Consider the following 26,383-nt stretch of genomic DNA (forward strand, 5'->3'; position numbering starts at 1 on the left):
TAAACTTCGTAATGAATTACGTGTTCACTCTTGAGACTTGGTATTCATTTTTCGTCTTGCGACGTTAAGAATCCGTATCTTCGAGTGCCCACACAGATTGTCTGATAAATTGTTAAAGAGCAGTTGCGACGCGGCCTTCAGCTCACTGTCGCGAGGTGGCGTATATTACGCTTTCCTCTTTCAGAGTCAACCCTGAATTTCAGGATTTTTTCTCTTTGTTGTTACGACCATCTTGTGAAGTGTTTCACGTTGTCGTCTCAACGGAGGCGCATTATAGGGATCCCAATTTTTTGCACAAGTACTTTTTTGATCTTTTTTTCTGTTTGTTGCTTTTTCATCCTTTTTGCTGCATTCGCACACAAAACGGTGCTTTTTTGCATGCTAAAAGACTTGCACAAGGCCAATAATGCACCCAAAGTCATTAGGAAATCATTTATTGTTGAGGTAATTATGTCTGATGTTTTACGCCCATACCGCGATCTTTTTCCACAAATCGGTCAGCGCGTAATGATCGACGATAGCAGCGTCGTGATTGGTGACGTTCGTCTGGCTGATGATGTGGGGATCTGGCCGCTCGTTGTGATTCGTGGAGATGTACATTATGTACAGATCGGAGCACGCACCAATATCCAGGATGGCAGTATGTTGCATGTCACTCATAAATCCTCGTACAACCCAGATGGCAACCCATTAACCATTGGCGAAGATGTCACTGTTGGTCACAAGGTGATGCTCCACGGCTGCACCATTGGCAATCGAGTTTTGGTTGGGATGGGCTCAATTTTACTTGATGGCGCAATAGTAGAAGATGATGTGATGATTGGTGCGGGTAGCCTGGTCCCACAAAATAAACGGCTGGAGAGCGGATATCTGTATCTCGGTAGCCCCGTCAAACAGATCCGCCCGTTAAGTGATGAAGAGAAGGCTGGGTTACGCTATTCCGCAAATAACTACGTGAAATGGAAGGACGAATATCTGGATCAAAGTAACCAGACCCAACCTTGATCATCTTCACTTTGTTCCTGAATTAAGTTTTCCGCTTCTTCTTCCAGGTCCCAGCGATGCTGACGAAAACTCGCTAACCACTGTTCTGGCGTATCTCCAGTAAAGCGATACGCCAGACTCTCGCCAGAGATCGCACATGTCAGTTGCATACCATTCACGAGAGCAGGAAAACATGCACATCTTTTATTCTCGTCCCACTCTTCCCTATCCGGAAACTGGATGGCCTGATTCACGCTGACAATTCCTGTTGCAATAGTTTGATGACCGGTTCTACATCAGGCAGAACGCCATGCCAAAGAAGGAAGGCATGAGCCGCCTGTGCCACCAGCATTCCTAAACCATCAGCATTACGCTTTGAGCCTCGCTGCTGACACCATGCCAGAAAAGGAGTTTTTCCTTTCTGATAGAACATGTCATAGCAATAAATGCCTGGATGAATGAGCGATGACGGGATCGCCGGAATATCACCACTGATGCCACTGGATGTTGCATTAATAATGAGATCAAACTCATGGCCTTCCAGTTCGTCCATACCCAACGCCTGAATACTGCCAGTGTGCGCAAACAATTTAGCCAACTCTTCCGCGCGGGATACCGTCCGATTAGTGATTGTCACCGCACAGTCCAGGGAAAGGAGTGGCAGTAGTACGCCGCGAGATGCTCCACCAGCGCCAATGAGCAGAATACGTAAACCAGGACGGATAAAAGACAGACGTTCCAGATCGCTTAACAAACCTATACCATCGGTATTGTCACCCAGCAGGCGTCCATCTTCTAACCGCTTGAGGGTATTAACAGCACCAACCAACGCTGCCCGTTCAGTAAGTTCATCCGCTCTGGCAAAAGCCTCTTCTTTAAAAGGTACCGTCACATTCGCACCTTTACCACCAGCACTAAAGAAAGCGTTCAGTGTGTTGATGAAATCATTGATGGGTGCCAACACGCGCCCATAGGGATGTTCAATATTCAGTTGCTGAGCAAATTGCTGATGAATGAATGGCGATTTGCTGTGGGCTATCGGATTACCAAAAACAGCATAGGTTTCCATTATGTTACCCCTGTCGAAACAGTTCACCCGTCAGGGCATCGCGGATTTCTGAAGGATTTAAACGCCCCCCCGTTTCACCAGGCACAACCGGGAACGCCGCGCCAAATTGTGCGCGAACTTCGTCTACTGTTCGACAAGGTGGCAATCCACTCAAGTTGGCACTGGTAGAAACCAGCGGTTTACCATAAGCCTGGCACAAAGCAACCACCAACGGATGGTCGGTGACTCGTACAGCAAGCGAATCAAAGCGGCCCGTCAACCAGCGCGGTGTTGTCGCAGGCGCGGGAAAAACAAAGGTGACAGGAGCTGGCCAGCGAGAAAATATAGTTTCACGCTGCGCGTCAGTCAGCATGGTGTCATCAATATAGGGTTTAAGCTGCTCGTAATTTGCGGCGATTAGAATCAGCCCTTTATCAACCGGACGCTGTTTTAACTCCAACAGTCGCATCACTGCTGTTTCGCTATCAGGATCGCACCCGACACCGAAAACGGCTTCCGTTGGATAGGCGATGACACGTTCTTCATTGAGGACATCTATCGCAGCTGCGATAGCGTCTCCTTGCAGGTTATTATTCACGTTATTATTCCGCCGAAACCGGCTTTCCACATTGTTTACTGGCACAAAAGTGTTTTACACCCTGCGCGGTTTTCTTTTCGATGAGTAGCGGATAATGACACTCAGGGCATTCTCCAGCTATGGGTTTGAAGTTAATGGCAAATTGACACTCCGGGTAGCGATCACAGGAGTGAAACGTTTTGCCATAACGGGAGCGGCGCTGGACCAGATGGCCCGTCCGGCATTGGGGGCATGTAATTGCTGTTTCGTCCGGTTTATCGATAAGTTCGGTATGTTCGCATTCAGGGTAGTTACTGCAACCAATAAACATACCAAAGCGTCCCTGGCGTAATACCAGATTTGCGCCACATGCAGGGCAAACCTGCCCCTCCAGAACTTTGACGATATGTCCATCCGCTGAAGATTTCAGAGGACGGACGTAGTCACACGCCGGATACTGTGAGCATCCAAGAAACGGACCGTGTTTCCCGGATCGAATTACCAGTTCAGCCCCGCACTTTGGGCAGGACTCATTATTACGCACCGTGAACAGTGCTGATTTCGCCATAACAACTTATGCTGAATTAAAGAAATGATTAATGCAGCATACCTTCATTCACTTCAAAGAGTAATTCTTCCATTTGCTGGTACGCATTTTCGCAGCCCGGAATATTGAACAACACCATCAGGATTACCCATTTCAGGTCTTCCAGGTCGAACTCTGCGGTATCCAGCGCGAGCACTCGCTCTATCACCATTTCACGGGTTTCAAGGTTAAGCACCTGAATTTGCTCAAGGAAAAGCAAAAAACCACGACAGCTGGCATCCAGTCTTTCACACTCTTCAGGGGTATAAATACGCATGGAGAGTGGATCAGAGGCCAGTTGCATCGGTTCTGCCAGTCCTTCCTGATAATCCGCAAGCTTTTCCAGCCAAAGCAGGGCATTGTAGATATCTTCTCGATCAAATCCTGCGTCGGTAAGATCCTGTTCAAGTTTGTCTTGATCCACACGCAACTCAGCTTCTGTGTGAATATAGGTTTCAAACAAATACATTAGTACGTCGAACATGGCATGCCCTCCTCAATCGGACATAGCCGCCGGGTACAGCTGCGATCCATCCTGCTAACTCCAGTTCGAGTAGTTGAGTTACTACCTCTGGCACAGGTTGGCCGGCACGTTCAGCGACGACGTCAACAGGTGTTACCTCATCTCCTACGTTAGCCAGGAGCTCAGGAAATGGCAATGCCACGTCTTCCTGATCTGGTGAATAAAATGAATTTTCAGGGGCGTCTGGCAACCAGTGCAATCCAAATTGCAAGTTTTCCAGAATTTCTTCCGGTTCCGTCACAAGAATCGCACCTTGTTTTATTAACCAGTGAGGCCCTTCGCTTCCCGGATTCCCTAATGGACCCGGCAAGGCAAAAACTTCACGCCCCTGCTCAAGCGCACAACGTGCTGTCACCAGCGAACCACTGCGCAAAGCCGCTTCCACCACCAGTACACCTTTACTTAGACCACTGATAATGCGATTTCTTCGTGGGAAATTGTAAGCAAGGGGAGGAACATCGAGGGGAAATTCCGAGACAAGAGCCCCACCATGTTCAAGCAAACTGGTAGCCAGTCGGGCATGGCGACGCGGATGAATGGTATTAAGTCCATTCCCTAATACAGCAATGCTGACGCCATTTACCTGTAAGGCCGCTTTATGCGCCACACCATCGATTCCACGCGCCAGTCCACTCGTAATTGTCACTCCACGCGTCGCCAGAGTTTCGCAAAATAATCGTCCCCATCGCTCGCCATACCATGAATGCGCCCGACTCCCCACTACGGCAAGCTGAAATGAATGCAGCGCGTGCAGTTCTCCTTCAACAAACAGTGCGCCGGGGTAATCTGTCGTCGCAAGAAGTTGAGGAGGATAAAATTCGCTGTCCGCAGGGATTAAATGATGGTTGGGTTGCTCCAACCAACAAAGTGAGCTTTCGATACTCTTTCGCGGAAATGAAAGAAAGCGTTGTGCCTGCCGCAATGTAAGCCCTGTTTGCTGCAATACAACCGCATCAATATGCGACTGTTTTGCCAGCCAGTGAGCTATACGGACCATATCATCGCCGTACAAGCTGCTGACGCTCATTAAACGCAGCCAAATTTCTGTATCGACCATCCTTATCTCCCTGCCATAAGCAGCCTTAGCAATCTTTGCGATTGGTCAGTGATGCTGTCAATCAGAGGGGGATTTGTCTAGAATAGAAGAAATAATCTTTCTAACTCCTGAACACATCTCTGGAGATTTATGTCAGTTTTGCAAGTGTTACATATTCCGGACGAGCGGCTTCGCAAAGTTGCTAAACCGGTAGAAGAAGTGAATGCAGAAATTCAGCGTATCGTCGATGATATGTTCGAGACGATGTACGCAGAAGAAGGTATTGGCCTGGCGGCAACCCAGGTTGATATCCATCAACGTATCATTGTTATTGATGTTTCGGAAAACCGTGACGAACGGCTGGTGTTAATCAATCCGGAGCTTTTAGAAAAAAGCGGCGAAACAGGCATTGAAGAAGGTTGCCTGTCGATCCCTGAACAACGTGCTTTAGTGCCACGCGCAGAGAAAGTTAAAATTCGCGCCCTGGACCGCGACGGTAAACCATTTGAACTGGAAGCAGACGGTCTGTTAGCCATCTGTATTCAGCATGAGATGGATCACCTGGTCGGCAAACTGTTTATGGATTATCTGTCACCGCTGAAACAACAACGTATTCGTCAGAAAGTTGAAAAACTGGATCGTCTGAAAGCCCGGGCTTAAGGATAAGAACTAACGTGTCAGAATCACTACGTATTATTTTTGCGGGTACACCTGACTTTGCAGCGCGTCATCTCGACGCGCTGTTGTCTTCTGGTCATAACGTCGTTGGCGTGTTCACCCAGCCAGACCGACCAGCAGGACGCGGTAAAAAACTGATGCCCAGCCCGGTTAAAGTTCTGGCTGAGGAAAAAGGTCTGCCCGTTTTTCAACCGGTTTCCCTGCGTCCACAAGAAAACCAGCAACTGGTCGCCGATCTACAGGCTGATGTTATGGTTGTCGTCGCCTATGGCTTAATTCTGCCTAAAGCAGTGCTGGAGATGCCGCGTCTTGGCTGTATCAACGTTCATGGTTCACTGCTGCCACGCTGGCGCGGTGCTGCACCAATCCAACGCTCACTATGGGCGGGTGATGCAGAAACTGGTGTGACCATTATGCAAATGGATGTTGGTTTAGACACCGGTGACATGCTCTATAAGCTCTCCTGCCCGATTACTGCAGAAGATACCAGTGGTACGCTGTACGACAAGCTGGCAGAGCTTGGCCCACAAGGGCTTATCACCACGTTGAAACAATTGGCAGACGGCACGGCGAAACCAGAAGTTCAGGACGAAACTCTTGTCACTTACGCCGAAAAGTTGAGTAAAGAAGAAGCGCGTATTGACTGGTCACTTTCGGCAGCACAGCTTGAACGCTGCATTCGCGCTTTCAATCCATGGCCAATGAGCTGGCTGGAAATTGAAGGACAGCCGGTTAAAGTCTGGAAAGCATCGGTCATTGATACGACAACCAACGCTGCACCAGGAACGATCCTTGAAGCCAACAAACAAGGCATTCAGGTTGCGACTGGTGATGGCATCCTGAACCTGCTCTCGTTACAACCTGCGGGTAAGAAAGCGATGAGCGCGCAAGACCTCCTGAACTCTCGTCGGGAATGGTTTGTTCCGGGCAACCGTCTGGTCTGATAGTCCACTCTTCTAAGCCCGGTCTTGCCGGGCATTTTTATACTTATGAAAAAACAACGTAATTTACGTAGCATGGCGGCCCAGGCCGTTGAACAAGTCGTCGAGCAAGGGCAATCATTAAGCAACATTCTGCCACCGCTCCAGCAAAAAGTTTCCGATAAAGACAAAGCACTTCTTCAAGAGTTGTGCTTTGGCGTACTGCGTACGCTTTCACAGTTAGACTGGCTGATTAATAAGTTAATGGCCCGTCCGATGACCGGCAAACAGCGCACTGTGCATTACCTGATTATGGTTGGTTTGTATCAACTGCTTTATACCCGCATACCACCTCATGCTGCGCTGGCTGAAACGGTTGAAGGCGCTATCGCAATTAAGCGCCCGCAACTTAAAGGGTTGATAAACGGTGTATTACGCCAGTTCCAGCGTCAGCAAGAAGAGTTATTAGCCGAGTTTAATGCCAGTGATGCACGTTATCTGCATCCTTCCTGGTTGCTGAAGCGTCTGCAAAAAGCGTATCCAGAGCAGTGGCAATCCATCGTCGAAGCCAATAACCAGCGTCCGCCAATGTGGCTGCGCGTTAATCGTACGCATCATTCCCGCGACAGCTGGCTTGCATTGCTGGATGAAGCAGGAATGAAAGGTTTCCCGCATGCGGATTACCCTGATGCTGTACGGCTGGAAACACCTGCACCTGTTCATGCGCTACCTGGTTTTGAAGACGGATGGGTTACCGTTCAGGATGCATCAGCACAAGGTTGCATGAGCTGGCTTGCGCCACAAAACGGTGAACACATTTTGGATCTTTGTGCCGCCCCCGGCGGTAAAACAACGCATATCCTTGAGGTGGCACCAGAAGCGCAGGTTGTTGCGGTTGATATTGACGAACAGCGCCTCTCTCGCGTTTACGACAATTTAAAACGCCTTGGTATGAAGGCGACCGTGAAACAAGGTGATGGCCGCTACCCTTCCCAATGGTGTGGCGAGCAACAGTTTGATCGCATTTTATTAGATGCGCCTTGTTCAGCAACCGGTGTGATTCGTCGCCATCCGGATATTAAATGGTTACGTCGCGATCGCGATATCCCGGAACTCGCGCAATTGCAGTCTGAAATTCTCGACGCCATTTGGCCGCATTTAAAATCCGGTGGAACCCTGGTCTATGCCACCTGTTCGGTGTTACCGGAAGAGAATAGCCTGCAGATTAAAGCCTTTTTGCAACGTACCGCTGATGCCGAACTTTGCGAAACAGGAACACCAGAACAACCGGGTAAGCAAAATCTGCCTGGTGCCGAAGAGGGCGACGGCTTCTTTTACGCTAAGCTAATCAAAAAGTGATGAGATAACGGGTCGCGACTGATGAAAATTATCATTCTGGGTGCCGGCCAGGTTGGCGGCACACTGGCGGAAAACCTGGTTGGCGAGAACAACGATATTACTGTTGTCGATACCAACGGTGAGCGTCTGCGGACCTTGCAGGATAAATTTGACCTGCGAGTCGTGCAGGGGCATGGCTCTCATCCACGCGTATTGCGGGAGGCAGGTGCCGACGACGCCGATATGCTGGTTGCTGTAACTAGTTCAGATGAAACCAATATGGTTGCCTGCCAGGTAGCCTACTCACTTTTCAACACCCCTAATCGCATCGCTCGTATCCGCTCACCAGACTACGTGCGCGATGCCGATAAACTATTTCATTCAGATGCTGTACCGATTGATCATCTGATCGCACCAGAGCAGTTGGTTATCGATAATATTTACCGACTGATTGAGTATCCCGGCGCATTGCAGGTGGTGAACTTCGCTGAGGGTAAAGTCAGCCTCGCTGTGGTTAAAGCCTATTATGGCGGCCCGCTGATTGGTAATGCACTTTCGACCATGCGCGAACATATGCCACATATCGATACTCGTGTGGCAGCAATTTTCCGCCACGATCGCCCCATTCGTCCGCAAGGTTCGACCATTGTTGAAGCTGGTGATGAAGTGTTCTTTATTGCCGCTTCACAGCATATCCGCGCGGTGATGAGTGAATTACAGCGACTGGAAAAACCGTATAAGCGGATCATGCTGGTTGGTGGCGGTAATATCGGTGCAGGGCTGGCGCGTCGTCTGGAAAAAGATTACAGCGTTAAACTCATCGAACGTAATCAGCAACGCGCTGCCGAACTGGCGGAAAAGTTGCAGAATACGATCGTCTTTTTTGGTGATGCGTCGGATCAAGAACTGCTGGCCGAAGAACATATCGATCAAGTTGATCTGTTTATTGCCGTCACCAACGATGACGAGGCCAATATCATGTCAGCCATGCTCGCCAAACGTATGGGTGCGAAAAAGGTGATGGTATTGATCCAGCGTCGCGCTTATGTGGATCTGGTTCAGGGGAGCGTGATCGATATTGCGATTTCACCGCAACAAGCAACGATTTCCGCGTTGCTTAGCCATGTGCGAAAAGCAGATATTGTTGGTGTTTCCTCATTGCGCCGCGGCGTAGCAGAAGCTATTGAAGCCGTTGCTCACGGTGATGAAAGTACCTCACGCGTTGTCGGCAGAGTCATTGATGAAATCAAGCTACCGCCAGGAACGATTATTGGAGCGGTGGTACGTGGAAACGACGTGATGATTGCCAATGACAATCTGCGCATTGAGCAAGGCGATCACGTAATTATGTTCCTCACAGATAAAAAGTTTATTACCGACGTCGAAAGACTCTTCCAGCCAAGTCCTTTCTTCTTGTAATTAATAAGGCGTCTAATGACGCCTTATTATTTCCCTTTGATTATCAGGGATTAATTAAATTCACTCCTGGCAGGAAAATAGCTTAACATTTGTTAGACTTATGATTGTCGGCTTCATAGGGAGAATAACATGAGCATTATTAAAGAATTTCGCGAATTTGCGATGCGCGGGAACGTGGTGGATTTGGCGGTGGGTGTCATTATCGGTGCGGCATTCGGGAAGATTGTATCTTCACTGGTTGCCGATATCATTATGCCACCTCTGGGGTTATTAATTGGCGGGATCGATTTCAAACAGTTTGCTGTCACGCTACGCGATGCGCAGGGGGATATCCCTGCTGTTGTGATGCATTACGGTGTCTTCATTCAAAACGTCTTTGATTTTCTGATTGTAGCCTTTGCCATCTTTATGGCGATTAAGCTAATCAACAAACTGAATCGGAAAAAAGAAGAACCAGCAGCCGCGCCTGCACCAACTAAAGAAGAAGTATTACTGACAGAAATTCGTGATTTGCTGAAAGAGCAGAATAACCGCTCTTAACAAGCGCCTGAAAGCAGAAGGCCAGTGGTAAAAAAGTGATTTACTTTCTTGCCACTGGCCTCCCAGTTCCCCCGATTGCCATGTTTTCCTTTTCGCATGTAACTGCCTTTCCCTTTCTTATTTTTCTCTACTCGCTGTCGGAATAAGGGATCATGTAGTAATGCTTCTATCGCATTATCCTTTATCTGCCCTTTAGTATGCTGATATCGGCTCATAAAAACTCCAGTTGGTTATTTAACGGCGCGAGTGTAATCCTGCCAGTGCAAAAAATCAACAGCTACTCTTAACGCCACTCGCCCCTTGTTCAAGAGCTTCAAGAATCGAGCAATAAACACTGCTATGGGCGGTCCCACAACAGGCATCGTTAAGGCGTTGAAGGGAACGCTGCATACTCTGCAACTCGGCTATCCGTGCTTCGACTTCCTGCAATCTTTCCTGCACAATACCTTTTGACTCCTGACAAGTATGGTGTTCAGGATCGATACGGATCGACAGCAACTCGCGGATCGACTCCAGACTAAAACCAAGTTGTCTGGCATGGCGGATAAATTTCAATCGCTGGAGATCGCTTTCGGTATACAGGCGAAACCCACCTTCGGTGCGTACTTCATGCTCCATCATCTGCTGCTTTTCGTAATAACGAATCGTGTCGGGTGTTACATCCGCCATTTTTGCCAGCTCACCAATGCGATACATACATACTCCACTAGTTATCGTTGATTTTGTTCAACAACTTGTCAGCATAATCGCCGCGTAAAAAATCGGTACTCAATCCAGCTTGTCGCAGCTTCAATTCCAGTAATGACAATCGACGGCTAACCTCTTGATATTGCGGATCATCGTGACGGATACCTCTCAGGATATCCAGAAGCTGAATTGCTTCCCTCCGCTGCTCAAGTTCTGGCGGCAAGCAACCGGCATTCTTCAACAAGCGATACCCCGCACGTAATTCCGGTGGCACATGAGAATCATCATCCAGTATCAATGGTTCGCCGCTACCTGCCAGGTTATCAAACTCACCTTTCGCTTGCGCTTCTGCTATATGACGCTCTGCCCACTGGTCAAGTAACCACATATATACTCCAGGGGATGAACAAAAAGAGTACAGCTATTGTAGATAAGTGGGGATGCTACGGGTATAAAAAAACCCGCCGGGGCGGGTTTTTTTACGTTGCTTCAGATTACTCTGCAGCAGCTTCTGCTTTCTCTGAACGATCAACCAGCTCGATGTAAGCCATCGGCGCGTTGTCGCCTGCACGGAAGCCACACTTCAGAATACGAGTGTAACCACCGGCACGGCTCGCGAAACGCGGGCCCAGTTCGTTAAACAGTTTTGCCACGATCTCGTTATCACGAGTACGGGCGAATGCCAGACGACGATTAGCAACGCTATCAGTCTTGGCAAGAGTAATCAGCGGCTCAACTACGCGGCGCAGCTCTTTCGCTTTAGGCAGAGTCGTCTTGATGATTTCATGACGAACCAGTGAACCTGCCATATTGCGGAACATAGCCTGGCGATGGCTGCTGTTGCGGTTCAGTTGACGACCACTCTTACGATGGCGCATGACCTTATCCTTCTCAGTAAAACCTTAACCTGTGATCCGGTTACTCGTCAGCGATGCTTGCCGGTGGCCAGTTTTCCAGGCGCATGCCCAGAGACAGTCCACGGGAAGCCAGCACGTCTTTAATCTCAGTAAGAGATTTTTTACCAAGGTTAGGCGTTTTAAGGAGCTCAACCTCGGTACGCTGTACCAGATCACCGATATAGTGGATAGCTTCTGCTTTAAGGCAGTTAGCAGAGCGGACAGTCAATTCCAGATCGTCAACAGGGCGCAGCAGGATCGGATCGAACTCTGGTTTCTCTTCTTTCACTTCAGGCTGACGTACATCACGTAAGTCAACGAAAGCTTCCAGTTGTTCAGCCAGAATGGTTGCCGCACGACGAATCGCCTCTTCAGGATCGATTGTGCCGTTGGTTTCCATTTCGATGACCAGCTTGTCCAGGTCGGTACGCTGTTCTACACGCGCTGCTTCAACATTGTAGGCAATACGCTCCACAGGGCTGTAGCATGCGTCGACCAGCAGACGGCCGATTGGGCGCTCATCTTCTTCCGAATGAATTCGGGTAGAAGCCGGCACATAACCACGACCGCGCTGAACTTTGATACGCATGCTAATAGACGCGTTCTCATCGGTCAGGTGGCAGATCACGTGCTGCGGCTTGACGATTTCGACATCACCGTCGTGGGTGATATCGGCTGCAGTCACAGGGCCAATGCCAGATTTATTCAAGGTAAGAATAACTTCATCTTTGCCCTGAACTCTCACCGCCAGCCCTTTCAGGTTGAGCAGGATTTCCAGGATATCTTCCTGAACGCCTTCTTTGGTGCTGTACTCATGTAGTACACCATCAATCTCAACCTCGGTCACCGCGCAACCCGGCATCGATGAGAGCAGAATACGGCGCAGTGCGTTACCCAGAGTATGGCCAAAGCCACGCTCTAAAGGCTCAAGGGTCACCTTGGCGTGCGTCGAACTCACTTGCTCGATATCAACCAGGCGCGGTTTTAGAAACTCTGTCACAGAACCCTGCATTGTGTCCTCTCTTTGGTACTAAGCTTTACTTGGAGTAAAGCTCGACGATCAGGTGTTCGTTAATGTCCGCAGACAGATCAGAACGCTCCGGCTTACGCTTAAACGTACCTTCCATCTTGCCAGCATCAACTTCCAGCCAGGTTGGCTTTTCACGCTGCTCAGCCAGCTCCAGAGCGGCTTTCACGCGAGACTGCTTCTTCGCTTTCTCACGAATGCTTACAACGTCATTCGGACTAACCTGATAAGAAGCGATGTTAACAACACGACCGTTTACCATAATTGCTTTATGGCTAACCAGCTGACGTGCTTCTGCACGAGTGGCACCGAAGCCCATACGGTATACAACGTTGTCCAGACGACCTTCCAGCAGAGCCAACAGGTTTTCACCGGTGTTGCCTTTCAGACGTGCTGCTTCTTTGTAGTAGTTACGGAACTGACGCTCCAGCACACCATAGATACGGCGAACTTTTTGCTTTTCACGCAACTGCACACCATAGTCAGACAGACGCGGTTTACGCGCACCGTGCTGGCCAGGAGCTTGTTCAATTTTACACTTGGTATCGATCGCGCGAACGCCAGACTTAAGGAATAAGTCGGTGCCCTCACGACGGCTCAGCTTGAGCTTAGGACCCAAATATCTTGCCATTTTCTTTCTCCAACAAACCTGGAAAACGAAGCGTTATACGCGACGTTTTTTCGGCGGACGACAACCGTTATGAGGGATCGGAGTCACATCAGTAATGTTAGTGATGCGGAAACCTGCGGCGTTCAGAGCACGAATAGTAGATTCGCGGCCTGGACCCGGACCTTTAACCATAACTTCCAGATTCTTGATGCCGTATTCTTTCACGGCGTCAGCGCAACGCTCTGCTGCAACCTGAGCTGCAAACGGAGTGGATTTGCGAGAACCACGGAAACCGGAACCACCGGCTGTTGCCCAACCCAACGCGTTACCCTGACGATCAGTGATAGTCACGATGGTGTTGTTGAAAGAAGCATGGATATGAGCCACGCCGTCAGAGACTTGTTTTCTTACACGTTTACGTGCACGAATTGGTGCCTTTGCCATTATTCAATCACCCCGATTATTTCTTGATCGGTTTGCGCGGACCCTTACGGGTACGTGCGTTGGTCTTGGTACGCTGACCGCGAACCGGGAGACCACGACGATGACGCAAACCGCGATAGCAACCAAGATCCATCAGGCGCTTGATGCTCATGCTGATTTCACGGCGCAGATCACCTTCAACGACAAATTTGGCAACTTCGTCACGCAGCGTGTCGATTTGTCCTTCAGACAGCTCACTGATCTTAACATCTTCAGCGATACCCGCTGCAGCCAGAATGGCTTTAGAACGGGTCTTGCCGACGCCATAAATCGAAGTTAATGCGATTACGGCATGCTTATGATCAGGAATGTTAATGCCTGCTATACGGGCCACTATGCACTCCTACTATTTAATATGTACGTTCCATGCTGAAAAGCCCGTTTTCAGGATACTCAAATGGAAACGCACAGACATACAAAAGATTGGCTGGCTAATCTAGCCAGCTCAACCCAACTTTGCAAGAAAAATATGCGAAAAAATCAGCCTTGGCGCTGTTTATGCTTCGGCTCGGCACTGCAAATCACACGGATGACACCATCACGCTTAACGATTTTGCAGTTACGGCATAATTTCTTGACGGAAGCACGAACTTTCATTTTTACTCTCCGTAACTTCTCGGGCGACCAATTATCGGCCGTAGCCTTTCAGGTTCGCCTTCTTCAATGCAGACTCATACTGACTGGACATCATCAGAGTTTGCACTTGAGCCATAAAGTCCATAATCACGACAACAACGATAAGCAGTGAGGTCCCACCGAAGTAGAACGGTACTTTCATTGCATCACGCATGAACTCCGGGATCAGGCAGATAAAGGTAATGTACAGCGCACCAACCAAGGTCAGGCGGGTCATTACTTTATCGATATACTTCGCCGTTTGCTCTCCCGGACGAATTCCTGGTACAAATGCACCGGACTTCTTCAGGTTATCTGCTGTTTCACGCGGGTTGAAAACCAACGCCGTGTAGAAGAAACAGAAGAAGATGATTGCAGACGCATAGAGTAACACATAAAGCGGTTGCCCAGGCTGCAAATACAGCGAAATTGTTGTCAGCCAGTTCCAACCAGTACCGCCCCCGAACCATGACGCGATGGTCGCCGGGAACAGAATAATACTGGAAGCGAAGATTGCCGGGATTACCCCCGCCATATTCACTTTCAGCGGTAAATGTGTGCTCTGTGCAGCATAGACACGACGACCTTGCTGACGTTTCGCGTAGTTTACCACAATGCGGCGTTGACCACGCTCAACAAATACAACAAAGAACGTCACTGCAAATACTAATACTGCAACCAACAGCAACACGAGGAAGTGCAGGTCGCCTTGACGCGCTTGCTCGATAGTATGGGCAATGGCTGGCGGGAGTCCCGCGACAATACCGGCGAAGATAATAATTGAAATACCGTTGCCGATACCTCGTTCAGTAATCTGTTCGCCCAACCACATCAGGAACATGGTTCCTGTGACCAGACTTACAACAGCGGTGAAGTAGAATGCAAAGCCCGGGTTAATGACCAGGCCTTGCATACCAGGCATATTCGGCAGACCGGTAGCAATACCGATCGACTGGAATATTGCCAGCACCAGAGTACCGTAGCGGGTGTACTGGCTGATCTTACGACGACCAGACTCCCCTTCTTTCTTAATTTCTGCCAACGTTGGGTGAACCACCGTCAGCAGCTGGATAATGATCGATGCCGAAATATACGGCATGATCCCCAGAGCAAAGATAGAAGCACGGCTGAGAGCACCACCAGAGAACATGTTAAACATTTCAATGATGGTGCCTCGCTGTTGCTCAAGCAGTTTGGCAAGTACAGCGGCATCAATACCAGGGATCGGAATAAAAGAGCCAATACGGAACACAATCAGCGCACCGATAACAAACAGCAGTCTGCGTTTCAGCTCGCCTAAGCCACCTTTGGCACTTTGAAAATCTAATCCCGGTTGTTTAGCCATCTGCTACTTATTCCTCGATTTTACCGCCAGCAGCTTCGATAGCAGCACGAGCGCCTTTAGTAACACGCAGGCCACGAACAGTTACCGGAGTAGTTACTTCGCCAGCCAGGATCACTTTCGCGAACTCGATCTGGATACCGATAATGTTAGCCGCTTTCAGCGTGTTCAGGTCTACAACACCGCCTTCTACTTTAGCCAGGTCAGACAGACGAACTTCGGCTGTAATCGCTGCTTTACGAGAAGTGAAGCCGAATTTCGGCAGACGACGGTACAGAGGCATCTGACCACCCTCGAAACCGCGACGTACGCCACCGCCAGAACGAGACTTCTGACCTTTGTGACCACGACCACCGGTTTTACCGAGGCCAGAACCGATACCACGACCCAGGCGTTTACCCGCCTTTTTGGAGCCTTCGGCCGGAGACAGAGTATTTAAACGCATCTCTTACTCCTCAACTTTAACCATGAAGGAAACCGCGTTGATCATACCGCGAATAGCAGGAGTATCCTCGCGCTCTACGGTGTGACCAATACGACGCAGACCCAGGCCAAGCAGCGTTGCCTTGTGTTTCGGCAGACGACCGATTGCACTGCGGGTTTGAGTAATTTTAATAGTCTTTGCCATGGTTTATTTCCCCAGAATTTCTTCAACGGATTTACCACGCTTGGCAGCGACCATTTCTGGAGAATTCATATTTTCCAGGCCATCGATAGTTGCACGAACCACGTTAATCGGGTTGGTGGAACCATACGCTTTAGCCAGTACGTTATGAACCCCAGCGACTTCCAGAACGGCGCGCATTGCACCACCGGCGATGATACCGGTACCTTCGGAAGCCGGCTGCATGAATACGCGAGAACCCGTATGAACACCTTTAACAGGGTGTTGCAGAGTGCCGTTATTCAGCGCGACGTTAATCATATTGCGACGGGCTTTTTCCATCGCTTTCTGGATCGCTGCTGGAACTTCACGCGCTTTACCGTAACCAAAACCAACGCGACCGTTACCATCGCCAACTACAGTCAGAGCTGTGAAGGAGAAAATACGACCACCTTTAACGGTTTTAGATACGCGGTTTACCGCGATCAGCTTTTCCTGCAGTTCGCCAGCTTGTTTTTCGATGTGAGCCATCTTACACCTCTACCTTAGAACTGAAGGCCAGCTTCACGGGCAGCATCTGCCAGTGCCTGGACACGACCATGATATTGGAACCCGGAACGGTCAAAGGATACATCTTTGATGCCTTTTTCCAGAGCGCGTTCAGCGACAGCTTTACCCACAGCTGCAGCCGCGTCTTTGTTACCGGTGTACTTCAGTTGTTCAGCGATAGCTTTTTCTACAGTAGAAGCAGCTACCAGAACTTCAGAACCGTTCGGTGCAATTACCTGTGCGTAAATGTGACGCGGGGTACGATGTACCACCAGGCGAGTTGCGCCCAGCTCCTGGAGCTTGCGGCGTGCGCGGGTCGCACGACGGATACGAGCAGATTTCTTATCCATAGTGTTACCTTACTTCTTCTTAGCCTCTTTGGTACGCACGACTTCGTCGGCGTAACGAACACCCTTGCCTTTGTAAGGCTCAGGACGACGGTAGGCGCGCAGATCCGCTGCAACCTGGCCGATCACCTGCTTATCAGCGCCTTTCAGCACGATTTCAGTCTGAGTCGGACATTCAGCAGTGATACCCGCAGGCAGCTGATGGTCAACAGGATGAGAGAAACCCAGAGACAGGTTAATCACATTGCCTTTAACCGCTGCACGGTAACCTACACCAACCAGCTGCAGCTTCTTAGTGAAGCCTTCGGTAACACCGATAACCATTGAGTTCAGCAGGGCACGCGCGGTACCAGCCTGTGCCCAACCGTCTGCGTAACCATCACGCGGACCGAAGGTCAGGGTATTATCTGCATGTTTAACTTCAACAGCATCGTTGAGAGTACGAGTCAGCTCGCCGTTTTTACCTTTGATCGTAATAACCTGACCGTTGATTTTTACATCAACGCCGGCAGGAACAACGACCGGTGCTTTAGCAACACGAGACATTTTTTCCTCCGATTAGGCTACGTAGCAGATAATTTCGCCACCAAGACCAGCCTGGCGCGCTGCACGATCAGTCATAACACCTTTAGAGGTAGAAACAACTGCGATACCCAGACCCGCCATAACTTTCGGCAGCTCATCTTTACGTTTATAGATGCGCAGACCTGGGCGGCTGACACGCTGAATGCTTTCTACAACAGCTTTGCCCTGGAAATACTTCAGAGTAAGTTCCAGTTCAGGCTTGGTGTCGCCTTCAACTTTAAAATCTTCAATAAAACCTTCTTCCTTCAGCACGTTGGCGATTGCCACTTTCAGCTTGGAGGAAGGCATGGTGACCGCAGCTTTGTTCGCGGCCTGACCGTTACGGATACGGGTCAGCATATCCGCGATCGGATCTTGCATGCTCATCTGTCTTTACTCCCGTGATTCAATTGGTGACAATTACCAGCTAGCCTTTTTCAGACCCGGGATTTCACCGCGCATAGCGGCTTCACGGACCTTAATACGGCTCAACCCGAACTTCCGCAGGAAACCATGCGGACGACCTGTTTGACGGCAGCGGTTACGCTGACGAGACGGGCTGGAATCACGCGGCAGAGTCTGCAGCTTGAGAACAGCGTTCCAACGATCTTCGTCGGAAGCGTTCACATCAGAGATGATCGCTTTCAGTTCAGCGCGTTTCGCGAAGTATTTATCAGCTAAAGCTACGCGTTTTACTTCGCGTGCTTTCATTGATTGCTTAGCCATTTAGTAACCCTACCTTACTTGCGGAACGGGAAGTCAAAGGCAGCCAGCAGAGCGCGGCCTTCTTCGTCAGATTTCGCAGTAGTGGTAATGGTAATATCCAAACCACGAACGCGGTCGACTTTATCGTAGTCGATTTCTGGGAAGATGATCTGCTCACGGACACCCATGCTGTAGTTACCACGACCGTCGAAAGACTTAGCGGACAGGCCACGGAAGTCACGGATACGAGGTACAGCAATAGTGATCAGGCGCTCAAAGAACTCCCACATGCGTTCGCCACGCAGAGTTACTTTACAGCCGATCGGATAGCCCTGACGGATTTTGAAGCCTGCAACAGATTTGCGTGCTTTGGTGATCAGCGGTTTTTGACCGGAGATTGCTGCCAGGTCTGCTGCTGCGTTATCCAGCAGTTTTTTGTCAGCGATCGCTTCACCAACACCCATGTTCAGGGTGATCTTCTCGACCCGAGGGACTTGCATGACAGAATTGTAGTTAAACTCAGTCATGAGTTTTTTAACTACTTCGTCTTTGTAGTAATCATGCAGTTTCGCCATCGTACTACTCCAAATTACTTGATAGTTTCGCTGTTAGACTTGAAGAAACGGACTTTTTTACCGTCTTCGAATCTAAAGCCTACACGGTCAGCCTTGCCGGTTGCCGCATTGAAGATTGCTACGTTGGAAACCTGAATAGCGGCTTCTTTTTCAACGATGCCACCCGGTTGGTTCAGGGCCGGAACCGGCTTCTGATGTTTCTTAACCAGGTTGATACCTTCAACAATGACCTTGCCGGAAGACAGGACATTCTTAACTTTACCGCGTTTACCTTTATCTTTACCGGTTAACACGATAACTTCGTCATCACGACGGATTTTCGCTGCCATGATTCGCTCCTTAGAGTACTTCTGGTGCCAGAGAGATAATTTTCATGAACTTCTCACTACGAAGCTCACGAGTTACCGGCCCAAAAATACGCGTACCGATAGGCTGCTCGCTGTTGTTGTTCAGAAGAACACAAGCATTACCATCGAAGCGAATGACAGAACCGTCCGGGCGACGAACACCCTTCTTGGTGCGCACCACTACCGCCTTCAGCACATCACCTTTTTTGACCTTACCACGCGGAATTGCTTCTTTGATGGTGATCTTGATGATGTCGCCTACGCCTGCGTAGCGACGGTGCGAGCCACCCAGAACCTTGATACACATTACGCGACGTGCACCGGAGTTGTCGGCGACGTTCAGCATAGTCTGTTCTTGGATCATTTTAGTGCTCCGCTAATGTCAACTACTACTGAGACCCGAAAATCAGGTCGTTAAAAATCCCCATATCGAGGGCGCGGCATTATAACACCGCTTCAAGGATATGGGTAGAAAAAATAAACGGCTCATTTCTGAGCCGTTTATTCGTATCGAGAGAGCGTACTGTATTACAGAACCGCTTTCTCTACAACGCGAACCAGCGTCCAGGATTTAGTCTTGGACAGCGGACGGCATTCGCGGATTTCAACCACGTCACCGATACCGCATTCGTTGTTCTCGTCATGTACGTGCAGTTTGGTCGTACGCTTGATGAATTTACCGTAGATCGGGTGTTTCACAAAACGTTCGATAGCAACAACAATGGATTTCTCCATTTTGTCGCTAACAACGCGACCTTGCAGAGTACGGATTTTATCGGTCATTACGCACCCGCCTTCTCGTTCAGTAAAGTCTTAACGCGTGCGACATCGCGACGCACTTGCTTCAACAGGTGAGACTGTTGCAGCTGGCCACTTGCAGCCTGCATACGCAGGTTGAACTGCTCACGCAGCAGGTTCAGCAGCTCGGTGTTCAGCTCTTCAACACTCTTCTCACGCAGCTCTTTTGCTTTCATTACATCACCGTCTTAGTTACAAAGGTGGTTTTAATCGGCAGTTTCGCTGCTGCCAGCTTGAATGCTTCACGGGCCAGCTCTTCCGGAACACCGTCCATTTCATACAGGACTTTACCCGGCTGAATCAAGGCAACCCAATACTCCACGTTACCTTTACCTTTACCCATACGCACTGCCAGCGGCTTTTCAGTGATCGGTTTGTCCGGGAACACACGGATCCAGATCTTACCTTGACGCTTAACTGCACGGGTCATAGCACGACGTGCTGCTTCGATCTGACGGGCAGTCAGACGACCACGGCCAACAGCTTTCAGACCGAAGCTGCCGAAGCTAACATCCGTACCCTGCGCCAGACCGCGGTTACGGCCTTTGTGCATTTTACGGAATTTTGTACGCTTTGGTTGTAACATCAGCGACGCTCCTTATTTACGGCCTTTACGCTGCTGCTTTTTAGGCTGAGCAGCCGGTTTTTCCGGTTGTTCAACAGCAGCCATACCACCCAGGATCTCGCCTTTGAAGATCCACACTTTAACGCCGATTACACCGTAAGTGGTGTGCGCTTCAGAGGTGTTGTAGTCGATGTCAGCACGCAGAGTGTGCAGCGGTACGCGACCTTCGCGGTACCATTCGGTACGTGCGATTTCCGCGCCGCCCAGACGGCCGCTAACTTCAACTTTAATACCTTTAGCGCCCAGACGCATTGCGTTCTGTACAGCACGCTTCATAGCACGACGGAACATAACGCGACGTTCCAGCTGAGAAGTGATGCTGTCAGCAACCAGTTTTGCGTCCAGTTCAGGCTTACGAACTTCGGCGATGTTGATCTGTGCAGGAACGCCAGCGATGTCCGCTACGACCTTACGCAGTTTTTCTACGTCTTCACCTTTTTTACCGATAACGATACCCGGGCGAGCAGTGTGAATGGTTACACGGATGCTCTTAGCCGGACGCTCGATAACGATACGAGATACGGACGCTTTAGCCAGTTCCTTAGTCAGGTACTGACGTACTTTAAAATCGCTGTCCAGGTTGTCAGCGAATTCTTTGGTGTTCGCAAACCAGGTAGAGTTCCATGGTTTTACAATACCCAGGCGAATACCATTAGGATGTACTTTCTGACCCATTGCTAGTCTCCAGAGTCTCAGCGATCGGACACAACCACAGTGATGTGGCTGGTGCGCTTCAGGATGCGATCTGCACGACCTTTTGCACGCGGCATAATGCGCTTCATGCTCGGGCCTTCGTCTACGAAAATTTTCGTAACTTTCAGATCGTCAATGTCAGCGCCATCGTTGTGTTCAGCGTTAGCAATGGCAGATTCCAGAACTTTCTTGACCAGTACAGCCGCTTTCTTGTTGGTGTAGGTCAAAATATCCAGAGCCTGCGACACTTTCTTACCGCGAATCAGGTCTGCAACAAGGCGAACCTTCTGAGCAGAAGAACGAGCATGGCGATGTTTAGCGATAGTTTCCATCTCTTCCTCCTACCTTATTTCTTCTTCGCTTTTTTATCAGCAGCGTGGCCGCGATAAGTACGAGTCGGTGCGAATTCACCCAGTTTGTGACCGACCATTTCGTCGGTTACAAATACCGGAACGTGCTGACGACCATTATGGACAGCGATGGTCAAACCGATCATGTTAGGAAAGATCGTTGAACGACGGGACCAAGTGCGCAGGGGCTTCTTGTCTCCGCTTTCCACCGCTTTCTCTACCTTCTTCAGCAAGTGCAGGTCAATAAAAGGACCTTTCTTGAGAGAACGTGGCATGGCTTATCCTCTAAAATTATTTGCTACGGCGACGTACGATGAATTTATCAGTACGCTTGTTGCTGCGGGTCTTCTTACCTTTGGTCTGAACGCCCCACGGAGTTACCGGGTGCTTACCAAAGTTACGACCTTCACCACCACCATGTGGGTGGTCTACCGGGTTCATCGCGGTACCGCGAACGGTCGGACGAACACCACGCCAGCGTGCAGCACCTGCTTTACCCAGAACGCGCAGCATATGCTCAGCATTGCCAACTTCGCCCAGAGTTGCACGGCAGTCTGCTTCTACTTTACGCATTTCACCAGAACGCAGACGCAGGGTGACATAAGCACCATCACGAGCAACGATCTGAACGTAAGTACCAGCGGAACGTGCCAGCTGACCGCCTTTACCTGGTTTCATTTCTACGTTATGAACAGTAGAACCAACCGGGATGTTGCGCATCGGCAGGGTGTTACCTGGTTTGATTGCAGCATCAACGCCAGACTGAATCTGGTCGCCAGCTTTCAGGCCTTTAGGGGCCAGGATGTAACGGCGTTCACCGTCTTTGTACAGAACCAGCGCGATGTTCGCGGAACGGTTCGGATCGTACTCAAGACGTTCAACAACTGCCGGGATACCGTCTTTGTTGCGTTTGAAGTCAACAATACGGTAAGCCTGCTTGTGGCCACCACCGATATGACGAGTGGTGATACGGCCATTGTTGTTACGACCACCGGATTTGCTGTTTTTTTCCAGCAACGGAGCAAAAGGTTTGCCCTTGTGCAGCTCAGGGTTAACCACTTTAACAACGTGGCGACGACCCGGAGATGTCGGTTTACATTTAACAACTGCCATTGTATTACTCCTCCGACTTACTCAGCGCCGCCAACGAAGTCCAGATTCTGGCCTTCTTTCAGGGTGACGTAAGCTTTTTTCCAGTCGCTACGACGACCGATACGCTGTCCGTGACGTTTAACTTTCCCTTTAACTACCAGGGTGTTAACGACTTCGACTTCGACTTCAAACAGTTTCTGCACAGCAGCTTTGATTTCTGCTTTGGTCGCGTCTTTAGCAACTTTGAGTACGATGGTGTTGGATTTTTCCATCGCAGTAGACGCTTTTTCAGAAACGTGCGGTGCACGCAGCACCTTCAGCAGACGTTCTTCACGAATCATGCCAGCATCTCCTCAACTTGCTTAACAGCATCAGCAGTCATTACGACTTTGTCGAAGGCGATCAGGCTAACCGGGTCGATACCAGTTGCATCGCGTACGTCAACCTTGTGCAGGTTGCGCGCAGCCAGGAACAGGTTTTCGTCCAGCTCACCGGTGATGATCAGCACATCTTCCAGAGCCATGTCTTTCAGTTTCTGTGCCAGCAGCTTGGTTTTCGGCGCTTCTACAGAGAACTTCTCGACAACGATCAGACGATCCTGACGTACCAGTTCGGACAGGATGCTTTTCAGCGCGCCGCGGTACATCTTCTTGTTAACTTTTTGACTGTGGTCCTGCGGACGAGCAGCAAAGGTCACGCCACCAGAACGCCAGATCGGGCTCTTGATAGAACCAGAACGCGCACGGCCGGTGCCTTTCTGGCGCCACGGTTTTTTACCGGAACCAGTTACTTCAGCACGAGTCTTCTGAGCACGAGTACCCTGACGAGCACCAGCTGCATAAGCAACAACAACCTGGTGAACCAGCGCTTCGTTGAAATCACGACCGAAGGTAGTTTCGGAAACAGTCAGCGCGCTCTGCGCGTCTTTCAATACTAATTCCATTGCTATCTCCTTACGCCTTCACAGCTGGTTTAACGATCAGGTCGCTACCGGTTGCACCCGGGACAGCACCTTTAACCAGCAGCAGGTTGCGCTCAGCGTCAACGCGTACTACGTCAAGGCTCTGAACGGTTACACGTTCGTTACCCATCTGACCTGCCATTTTCTTGCCTTTGAACACTTTGCCCGGAGTCTGGTTCTGACCAATAGAACCCGGAACGCGGTGAGACAAGGAGTTACCGTGAGTAGCGTCCTGGGTACGGAAGTTCCAGCGCTTAACGGTACCTGCGAAACCTTTACCTTTAGAGGTGCCAGTTACGTCAACTTTTTTAACGTCAGCAAACAGTTCAACGCTAATGCTCTGACCTACAGTGAACTCTTCGCCTTCAGCCAGGCGGAATTCCCACAGACCACGGCCAGCTTCTACGCCAGCTTTAGCGAAGTGGCCAGCTTCAGGCTTGGTCACACGGTTAGCTTTTTTAGCACCGGTGGTTACCTGAATAGCACGGTAGCCATCGTTAGCCAGGTCTTTAACCTGAGTAACGCGGTTTGCTTCAACTTCGATTACGGTTACTGGGATAGAAACGCCGTCTTCTGTGAAGATACGGGTCATACCCACTTTTTTACCGACTAAACCAATCATTGTTTCAACCTCTCAATCGCTCAATGACCTGATTAACCCAGGCTGATCTGCACGTCTACACCGGCAGCCAGATCCAGACGCATCAGAGCATCAACGGTTTTCTCGGTTGGCTCAACGATGTCAACCAGACGCAAGTGAGTACGGATTTCGTACTGATCGCGCGCATCTTTGTTGACGTGCGGGGAGATCAGAACAGTGAAGCGCTCTTTGCGTGTCGGCAGCGGGATCGGACCACGGACCTGCGCACCAGTGCGCTTGGCAGTCTCGACGATTTCCGCGGTTGCTTGATCGATCAGACGATGATCAAACGCTTTCAGGCGGATACGGATTCTTTGGTTCTGCATGAGACCAGAGCTCCAATTATTTTATAAACGAAAATGATTACTCCTCAGACCCATTACGATTGATGGGAGAGTGTAACCGTTCTTACGTAGCTCCCCGATTGGGAGCATTGTTAGGTAGCCAAATTCGGCTAACTGAGGTTCAGATTGAACCTGCTGTCAACTACGACAAGCCCGCGCATTATACGCAAATCTGAGCCTGACGCAAGCATCGGGTAGAAATTAATCGCAACGCGCAGATTGCGAGCTGTATTCCACGAAATTTGTAAAGTTGTGAAGATAGCGTTTTTCACCGGAACCAGGTTAACAAATCAGCGATTTCTCTGTTGCTGAGCATCCGGAGTTATTCGATGGTGATACTCCAATTACAGAGGATGTTTTATGGACGCTACCCTTCCCTTTCTGATTTTGTACGCTTGTTTATCAGCCCTACTTTTTTTCTGGGATGCAAAGCATGGCTTGTTACCTGACAGATTTACGTGCCCGTTACTCTGGTCAGGTCTTTTGTTCTATCAAGTTTGTAATCCTGACGGTTTAGCCGATGCGTTATGGGGGGCGATTATTGGTTACGGCACATTCGCTGTCATTTACTGGGGGTATCGCATACTGCGTCATAAAGAAGGATTAGGCTATGGTGATGTGAAGTTTCTCGCCGCCCTTGGTGCCTGGCATACATGGACCTTCTTGCCACGACTGGTTTTCCTTGCTGCCTCATTCGCTTGCGGAGCCGTAGTTATTGGTCTGCTCATGAGAGGAAAAGAGTCATTAAAAAACCCGCTGCCGTTTGGGCCATTTCTGGCGGCTGCGGGTTTCGTTGTAGGCTGGGATAGTTTGCTGGCAGGCCGTTAATCTTTAACTTTTATTTGTGATTGCAGGTAATTTTGTAGACCGATTTTACCGATGAGATCCAGCTCAGTTTCGAGCCAGTCAATATGACCTTCTTCATCAGCAAGGATCTCGATCATCATATCACGGCTAACATAGTCATGAACGCTGTCGGCATACGCGATAGCCTCACGGAGATCCTTAGCGCCTTCCAGTTCTAATCGCAGGTCGGATTGCAGCATCTCCTCGACATCTTCACCAATCCCCAGTTTGCCTAAATCCTGTAAGTTGGGGATTCCTTCTAAAAACAAAATACGCTCGATATATTTATCAGCGTGTTTCATCTCATCGATAGATTCATGGTATTCGACGTCATTGAGACGCATCAGGCCCCAGTTTTTAAACATCCGGGCATGGAGAAAATACTGATTGATTGCGACAAGCTCATTTCCCAATAGTTTATTGAGATAATTTATGATTTTAACATCACCTTTCATTTTATAGTCCCTCCGCTTCCACTATTAGAGCGTAGATGGGGCTAGCGGGATGTCAAAAAATAAGCGTGGGCTTCAGGCAATCTCTTTAAATTCTGGCATCTGCATCAACTCGTCCTGCATCACTTCGCGCGCGGCGCGAATGCACTTACCGCATTGATTTCCCACAGGAATAAACTTACGCAATTGTTGGAAAGATTGCGGATGAAACTGACGGACTGCCTGGCGAATTTTTTTGTCACTTACACCATTACACAAACAAACGTACATGATTGCTCCCGTTCAAATTCTGCGCAAAGTGTAAATGAGAATGGTTATGATTACAATAGCACAGTTTTATTTGCGCCATAGTTCAGCGAGTGAAATTACGACTAAATATTTCGAGCTCAAATTACGGGCAGCAAAAAGGGCGCCGAAGCGCCCTTTTTAATTCGAAACTAATTAACGTGTAATTAGCCCAGAACTTTAGCAACAACGCCCGCGCCAACGGTACGGCCGCCTTCACGGATTGCGAAACGCAGACCGTCGTCCATCGCGATCGGGTGGATCAGGGTAACAACCATTTTGATGTTGTCGCCCGGC

46 protein-coding genes and 1 pseudogene are annotated in these 26,383 nt (G+C 49.6%); 7 read left to right on the plus strand and 40 right to left on the minus strand.

Features of this window, described 5'->3' with window-relative positions; all coding sequences use genetic code 11:
- Nucleotides 1-450 precede the first annotated feature (450 nt).
- Nucleotides 451-1,005, plus strand: a complete 555-nt coding sequence (locus tag ACJHWK_RS22680) for a gamma carbonic anhydrase family protein (protein WP_001286217.1) — start codon at nucleotides 451-453, stop codon at nucleotides 1,003-1,005.
- Here the strand turns inward: ACJHWK_RS22680 and ACJHWK_RS22685 are convergent.
- From ACJHWK_RS22685 to dprA, 6 genes are read right to left on the minus strand one after another with little or no spacing between them, the layout of a single operon-like run.
- The gene (locus ACJHWK_RS22685) at nucleotides 981-1,238 is read right to left on the minus strand and encodes a DUF1488 domain-containing protein (protein WP_170886354.1); all 258 of its coding nucleotides are present in this window, start codon (nucleotides 1,236-1,238) and stop codon (nucleotides 981-983) included. The genes ACJHWK_RS22680 and ACJHWK_RS22685 overlap by 25 nt on opposite strands.
- The gene (aroE, locus tag ACJHWK_RS22690; RefSeq protein ID WP_001521434.1) at nucleotides 1,235-2,053 is read right to left on the minus strand and encodes a shikimate dehydrogenase; all 819 of its coding nucleotides are present in this window, start codon (nucleotides 2,051-2,053) and stop codon (nucleotides 1,235-1,237) included. The genes ACJHWK_RS22685 and aroE overlap by 4 nt, the downstream gene beginning before the upstream one ends.
- A 4-nt stretch (nucleotides 2,054-2,057) precedes the next feature.
- Entirely contained in the window at nucleotides 2,058-2,630 is a 573-nt protein-coding gene (tsaC, locus tag ACJHWK_RS22695) for an L-threonylcarbamoyladenylate synthase type 1 TsaC (RefSeq protein ID WP_407981373.1), read from the minus strand.
- Between the two features lie 4 nt (nucleotides 2,631-2,634).
- Nucleotides 2,635-3,177 (minus strand): type I DNA topoisomerase, encoded by a 543-nt coding sequence (locus tag ACJHWK_RS22700; protein ID WP_001129723.1) that lies wholly within the window; start codon nucleotides 3,175-3,177, stop codon nucleotides 2,635-2,637.
- 28 nt (nucleotides 3,178-3,205) lie between these two features.
- The gene (gene smg / locus ACJHWK_RS22705; protein ID WP_000460672.1) at nucleotides 3,206-3,679 is read right to left on the minus strand and encodes a DUF494 family protein Smg; all 474 of its coding nucleotides are present in this window, start codon (nucleotides 3,677-3,679) and stop codon (nucleotides 3,206-3,208) included.
- Entirely contained in the window at nucleotides 3,651-4,775 is a 1,125-nt protein-coding gene (gene dprA, locus ACJHWK_RS22710; protein WP_001521436.1) for a DNA-protecting protein DprA, read from the minus strand. The genes smg and dprA overlap by 29 nt, the downstream gene beginning before the upstream one ends.
- 129 nt (nucleotides 4,776-4,904) lie before the next feature.
- On the opposite strand from dprA, the gene def reads away from it, so the two are divergent.
- The 5 genes from def (at nucleotide 4,905) to mscL (ending at nucleotide 9,649) form a co-directional block, all read left to right on the plus strand.
- On the plus strand, nucleotides 4,905-5,414 hold the full coding sequence (gene def / locus ACJHWK_RS22715) for a peptide deformylase (protein WP_000114984.1): 510 nt from the start codon (nucleotides 4,905-4,907) through the stop codon (nucleotides 5,412-5,414).
- A gap of 14 nt (nucleotides 5,415-5,428) precedes the next feature.
- Entirely contained in the window at nucleotides 5,429-6,376 is a 948-nt protein-coding gene (gene fmt, locus ACJHWK_RS22720) for a methionyl-tRNA formyltransferase (RefSeq protein ID WP_000004456.1), read from the plus strand.
- Nucleotides 6,377-6,421: 45 nt separating this feature from the next.
- A complete protein-coding gene (gene rsmB / locus ACJHWK_RS22725) occupies nucleotides 6,422-7,711 on the plus strand; it encodes a 16S rRNA (cytosine(967)-C(5))-methyltransferase RsmB (RefSeq protein ID WP_001308993.1) in 1,290 nt (429 codons plus the stop codon).
- A gap of 21 nt (nucleotides 7,712-7,732) precedes the next feature.
- Nucleotides 7,733-9,109 carry a Trk system potassium transporter TrkA gene (gene trkA / locus ACJHWK_RS22730; protein ID WP_000691382.1) on the plus strand — a complete coding sequence of 459 codons (1,377 nt, stop codon included), beginning with the start codon at nucleotides 7,733-7,735 and terminating at the stop codon, nucleotides 9,107-9,109.
- 129 nt (nucleotides 9,110-9,238) lie between these two features.
- The gene (gene mscL, locus ACJHWK_RS22735) at nucleotides 9,239-9,649 is read left to right on the plus strand and encodes a large-conductance mechanosensitive channel protein MscL (RefSeq protein ID WP_000022442.1); all 411 of its coding nucleotides are present in this window, start codon (nucleotides 9,239-9,241) and stop codon (nucleotides 9,647-9,649) included.
- Here mscL and arfA read toward each other — a convergent pair.
- The 31 genes from arfA to rpsJ form a co-directional block, all read right to left on the minus strand.
- The gene (gene arfA / locus ACJHWK_RS22740; RefSeq protein WP_000092696.1) at nucleotides 9,646-9,864 is read right to left on the minus strand and encodes an alternative ribosome-rescue factor ArfA; all 219 of its coding nucleotides are present in this window, start codon (nucleotides 9,862-9,864) and stop codon (nucleotides 9,646-9,648) included. The genes mscL and arfA overlap by 4 nt on opposite strands.
- Before the next feature lie 55 nt (nucleotides 9,865-9,919).
- The gene (zntR, locus tag ACJHWK_RS22745) at nucleotides 9,920-10,345 is read right to left on the minus strand and encodes a Zn(2+)-responsive transcriptional regulator (RefSeq protein ID WP_001521437.1); all 426 of its coding nucleotides are present in this window, start codon (nucleotides 10,343-10,345) and stop codon (nucleotides 9,920-9,922) included.
- A gap of 10 nt (nucleotides 10,346-10,355) precedes the next feature.
- A complete protein-coding gene (locus ACJHWK_RS22750) occupies nucleotides 10,356-10,724 on the minus strand; it encodes a DUF1992 domain-containing protein (protein WP_000266493.1) in 369 nt (122 codons plus the stop codon).
- A gap of 106 nt (nucleotides 10,725-10,830) precedes the next feature.
- On the minus strand, nucleotides 10,831-11,214 hold the full coding sequence (gene rplQ / locus ACJHWK_RS22755; protein ID WP_001216368.1) for a 50S ribosomal protein L17: 384 nt from the start codon (nucleotides 11,212-11,214) through the stop codon (nucleotides 10,831-10,833).
- A 40-nt stretch (nucleotides 11,215-11,254) separates the two neighbouring features.
- Nucleotides 11,255-12,244: a DNA-directed RNA polymerase subunit alpha gene (locus ACJHWK_RS22760; protein WP_001162094.1), complete on the minus strand. Its 990-nt coding sequence runs from the start codon at nucleotides 12,242-12,244 to the stop codon at nucleotides 11,255-11,257.
- 25 nt (nucleotides 12,245-12,269) lie between these two features.
- Nucleotides 12,270-12,890: a 30S ribosomal protein S4 gene (gene rpsD, locus ACJHWK_RS22765; RefSeq protein WP_000135224.1), complete on the minus strand. Its 621-nt coding sequence runs from the start codon at nucleotides 12,888-12,890 to the stop codon at nucleotides 12,270-12,272.
- 33 nt (nucleotides 12,891-12,923) lie between these two features.
- Entirely contained in the window at nucleotides 12,924-13,313 is a 390-nt protein-coding gene (gene rpsK / locus ACJHWK_RS22770) for a 30S ribosomal protein S11 (RefSeq protein ID WP_001029684.1), read from the minus strand.
- A 16-nt stretch (nucleotides 13,314-13,329) separates the two neighbouring features.
- A complete protein-coding gene (gene rpsM / locus ACJHWK_RS22775; protein WP_000090775.1) occupies nucleotides 13,330-13,686 on the minus strand; it encodes a 30S ribosomal protein S13 in 357 nt (118 codons plus the stop codon).
- 146 nt (nucleotides 13,687-13,832) lie between these two features.
- Entirely contained in the window at nucleotides 13,833-13,949 is a 117-nt protein-coding gene (rpmJ, locus tag ACJHWK_RS22780; protein WP_000868187.1) for a 50S ribosomal protein L36, read from the minus strand.
- A 31-nt stretch (nucleotides 13,950-13,980) separates the two neighbouring features.
- Nucleotides 13,981-15,312, minus strand: coding sequence for a preprotein translocase subunit SecY (gene secY / locus ACJHWK_RS22785; protein WP_001118861.1), 1,332 nt, complete (start codon nucleotides 15,310-15,312; stop codon nucleotides 13,981-13,983).
- Between the two features lie 7 nt (nucleotides 15,313-15,319).
- Nucleotides 15,320-15,754: a 50S ribosomal protein L15 gene (gene rplO, locus ACJHWK_RS22790; protein ID WP_001238917.1), complete on the minus strand. Its 435-nt coding sequence runs from the start codon at nucleotides 15,752-15,754 to the stop codon at nucleotides 15,320-15,322.
- 3 nt (nucleotides 15,755-15,757) lie between these two features.
- Complete coding sequence (gene rpmD, locus ACJHWK_RS22795) at nucleotides 15,758-15,937, minus strand: 50S ribosomal protein L30 (RefSeq protein ID WP_001140433.1); 180 nt, start codon at nucleotides 15,935-15,937, stop codon at nucleotides 15,758-15,760.
- Nucleotides 15,938-15,940: 3 nt separating this feature from the next.
- Nucleotides 15,941-16,444, minus strand: coding sequence for a 30S ribosomal protein S5 (gene rpsE, locus ACJHWK_RS22800; protein WP_000940121.1), 504 nt, complete (start codon nucleotides 16,442-16,444; stop codon nucleotides 15,941-15,943).
- A gap of 14 nt (nucleotides 16,445-16,458) precedes the next feature.
- Nucleotides 16,459-16,812 carry a 50S ribosomal protein L18 gene (rplR, locus tag ACJHWK_RS22805; RefSeq protein WP_000358960.1) on the minus strand — a complete coding sequence of 118 codons (354 nt, stop codon included), beginning with the start codon at nucleotides 16,810-16,812 and terminating at the stop codon, nucleotides 16,459-16,461.
- Nucleotides 16,813-16,821: 9 nt separating this feature from the next.
- Nucleotides 16,822-17,355 (minus strand): 50S ribosomal protein L6, encoded by a 534-nt coding sequence (rplF, locus tag ACJHWK_RS22810; protein ID WP_000091945.1) that lies wholly within the window; start codon nucleotides 17,353-17,355, stop codon nucleotides 16,822-16,824.
- A 12-nt stretch (nucleotides 17,356-17,367) separates the two neighbouring features.
- Nucleotides 17,368-17,760 carry a 30S ribosomal protein S8 gene (rpsH, locus tag ACJHWK_RS22815; protein ID WP_000062611.1) on the minus strand — a complete coding sequence of 131 codons (393 nt, stop codon included), beginning with the start codon at nucleotides 17,758-17,760 and terminating at the stop codon, nucleotides 17,368-17,370.
- A 33-nt stretch (nucleotides 17,761-17,793) separates the two neighbouring features.
- Nucleotides 17,794-18,099, minus strand: coding sequence for a 30S ribosomal protein S14 (rpsN, locus tag ACJHWK_RS22820; protein WP_001118930.1), 306 nt, complete (start codon nucleotides 18,097-18,099; stop codon nucleotides 17,794-17,796).
- 14 nt (nucleotides 18,100-18,113) lie between these two features.
- The gene (rplE, locus tag ACJHWK_RS22825) at nucleotides 18,114-18,653 is read right to left on the minus strand and encodes a 50S ribosomal protein L5 (protein WP_001096200.1); all 540 of its coding nucleotides are present in this window, start codon (nucleotides 18,651-18,653) and stop codon (nucleotides 18,114-18,116) included.
- A gap of 14 nt (nucleotides 18,654-18,667) precedes the next feature.
- Nucleotides 18,668-18,982 (minus strand): 50S ribosomal protein L24, encoded by a 315-nt coding sequence (gene rplX / locus ACJHWK_RS22830; RefSeq protein ID WP_000729185.1) that lies wholly within the window; start codon nucleotides 18,980-18,982, stop codon nucleotides 18,668-18,670.
- 10 nt (nucleotides 18,983-18,992) lie between these two features.
- Entirely contained in the window at nucleotides 18,993-19,364 is a 372-nt protein-coding gene (rplN, locus tag ACJHWK_RS22835) for a 50S ribosomal protein L14 (protein ID WP_000613955.1), read from the minus strand.
- 164 nt (nucleotides 19,365-19,528) lie between these two features.
- Entirely contained in the window at nucleotides 19,529-19,783 is a 255-nt protein-coding gene (gene rpsQ, locus ACJHWK_RS22840; protein ID WP_000130100.1) for a 30S ribosomal protein S17, read from the minus strand.
- Complete coding sequence (gene rpmC, locus ACJHWK_RS22845; protein WP_000644741.1) at nucleotides 19,783-19,974, minus strand: 50S ribosomal protein L29; 192 nt, start codon at nucleotides 19,972-19,974, stop codon at nucleotides 19,783-19,785. Before rpmC ends, rpsQ begins: the two co-directional genes overlap by 1 nt.
- Nucleotides 19,974-20,384, minus strand: coding sequence for a 50S ribosomal protein L16 (rplP, locus tag ACJHWK_RS22850; RefSeq protein WP_000941212.1), 411 nt, complete (start codon nucleotides 20,382-20,384; stop codon nucleotides 19,974-19,976). The genes rpmC and rplP overlap by 1 nt, the downstream gene beginning before the upstream one ends.
- A gap of 12 nt (nucleotides 20,385-20,396) precedes the next feature.
- Nucleotides 20,397-21,098 carry a 30S ribosomal protein S3 gene (gene rpsC, locus ACJHWK_RS22855; RefSeq protein WP_000529945.1) on the minus strand — a complete coding sequence of 234 codons (702 nt, stop codon included), beginning with the start codon at nucleotides 21,096-21,098 and terminating at the stop codon, nucleotides 20,397-20,399.
- A 17-nt stretch (nucleotides 21,099-21,115) separates the two neighbouring features.
- Nucleotides 21,116-21,448 carry a 50S ribosomal protein L22 gene (rplV, locus tag ACJHWK_RS22860; protein ID WP_000447529.1) on the minus strand — a complete coding sequence of 111 codons (333 nt, stop codon included), beginning with the start codon at nucleotides 21,446-21,448 and terminating at the stop codon, nucleotides 21,116-21,118.
- A 14-nt stretch (nucleotides 21,449-21,462) separates the two neighbouring features.
- Nucleotides 21,463-21,741 (minus strand): 30S ribosomal protein S19, encoded by a 279-nt coding sequence (gene rpsS, locus ACJHWK_RS22865; RefSeq protein WP_001138117.1) that lies wholly within the window; start codon nucleotides 21,739-21,741, stop codon nucleotides 21,463-21,465.
- A 16-nt stretch (nucleotides 21,742-21,757) separates the two neighbouring features.
- Nucleotides 21,758-22,579: a 50S ribosomal protein L2 gene (gene rplB, locus ACJHWK_RS22870; protein ID WP_000301864.1), complete on the minus strand. Its 822-nt coding sequence runs from the start codon at nucleotides 22,577-22,579 to the stop codon at nucleotides 21,758-21,760.
- A gap of 17 nt (nucleotides 22,580-22,596) precedes the next feature.
- Nucleotides 22,597-22,899 (minus strand): 50S ribosomal protein L23, encoded by a 303-nt coding sequence (gene rplW, locus ACJHWK_RS22875; RefSeq protein ID WP_000617544.1) that lies wholly within the window; start codon nucleotides 22,897-22,899, stop codon nucleotides 22,597-22,599.
- Nucleotides 22,896-23,501: a 50S ribosomal protein L4 gene (gene rplD, locus ACJHWK_RS22880; RefSeq protein ID WP_000424395.1), complete on the minus strand. Its 606-nt coding sequence runs from the start codon at nucleotides 23,499-23,501 to the stop codon at nucleotides 22,896-22,898. The genes rplW and rplD overlap by 4 nt, the downstream gene beginning before the upstream one ends.
- 10 nt (nucleotides 23,502-23,511) lie before the next feature.
- Nucleotides 23,512-24,141 carry a 50S ribosomal protein L3 gene (gene rplC, locus ACJHWK_RS22885; RefSeq protein WP_000579833.1) on the minus strand — a complete coding sequence of 210 codons (630 nt, stop codon included), beginning with the start codon at nucleotides 24,139-24,141 and terminating at the stop codon, nucleotides 23,512-23,514.
- 32 nt (nucleotides 24,142-24,173) lie between these two features.
- Nucleotides 24,174-24,485 carry a 30S ribosomal protein S10 gene (rpsJ, locus tag ACJHWK_RS22890; RefSeq protein ID WP_001181004.1) on the minus strand — a complete coding sequence of 104 codons (312 nt, stop codon included), beginning with the start codon at nucleotides 24,483-24,485 and terminating at the stop codon, nucleotides 24,174-24,176.
- A gap of 378 nt (nucleotides 24,486-24,863) precedes the next feature.
- Here rpsJ and ACJHWK_RS22895 point away from each other — a divergent pair, with 378 nt between their 5' ends.
- On the plus strand, nucleotides 24,864-25,331 hold the full coding sequence (locus ACJHWK_RS22895; RefSeq protein ID WP_000340159.1) for a prepilin peptidase: 468 nt from the start codon (nucleotides 24,864-24,866) through the stop codon (nucleotides 25,329-25,331).
- Here the strand turns inward: ACJHWK_RS22895 and bfr are convergent.
- The 3 genes and pseudogenes from bfr to tuf form a co-directional block, all read right to left on the minus strand.
- The gene (gene bfr / locus ACJHWK_RS22900; RefSeq protein ID WP_000675515.1) at nucleotides 25,328-25,804 is read right to left on the minus strand and encodes a bacterioferritin; all 477 of its coding nucleotides are present in this window, start codon (nucleotides 25,802-25,804) and stop codon (nucleotides 25,328-25,330) included. The two genes, ACJHWK_RS22895 and bfr, sit on opposite strands and share 4 nt — an antisense overlap.
- Nucleotides 25,805-25,876: 72 nt before the next feature.
- Nucleotides 25,877-26,071 carry a bacterioferritin-associated ferredoxin gene (bfd, locus tag ACJHWK_RS22905; RefSeq protein WP_000289090.1) on the minus strand — a complete coding sequence of 65 codons (195 nt, stop codon included), beginning with the start codon at nucleotides 26,069-26,071 and terminating at the stop codon, nucleotides 25,877-25,879.
- Nucleotides 26,072-26,253: 182 nt separating this feature from the next.
- A pseudogene (gene tuf / locus ACJHWK_RS22910) lies at nucleotides 26,254-26,383 on the minus strand (elongation factor Tu); the annotation flags it as partial.

Origin of the sequence: Escherichia sp. WS547, assembly GCF_046486065.1 — a bacterium.
Lineage (GTDB): Bacteria > Pseudomonadota > Gammaproteobacteria > Enterobacterales > Enterobacteriaceae > Escherichia > Escherichia coli.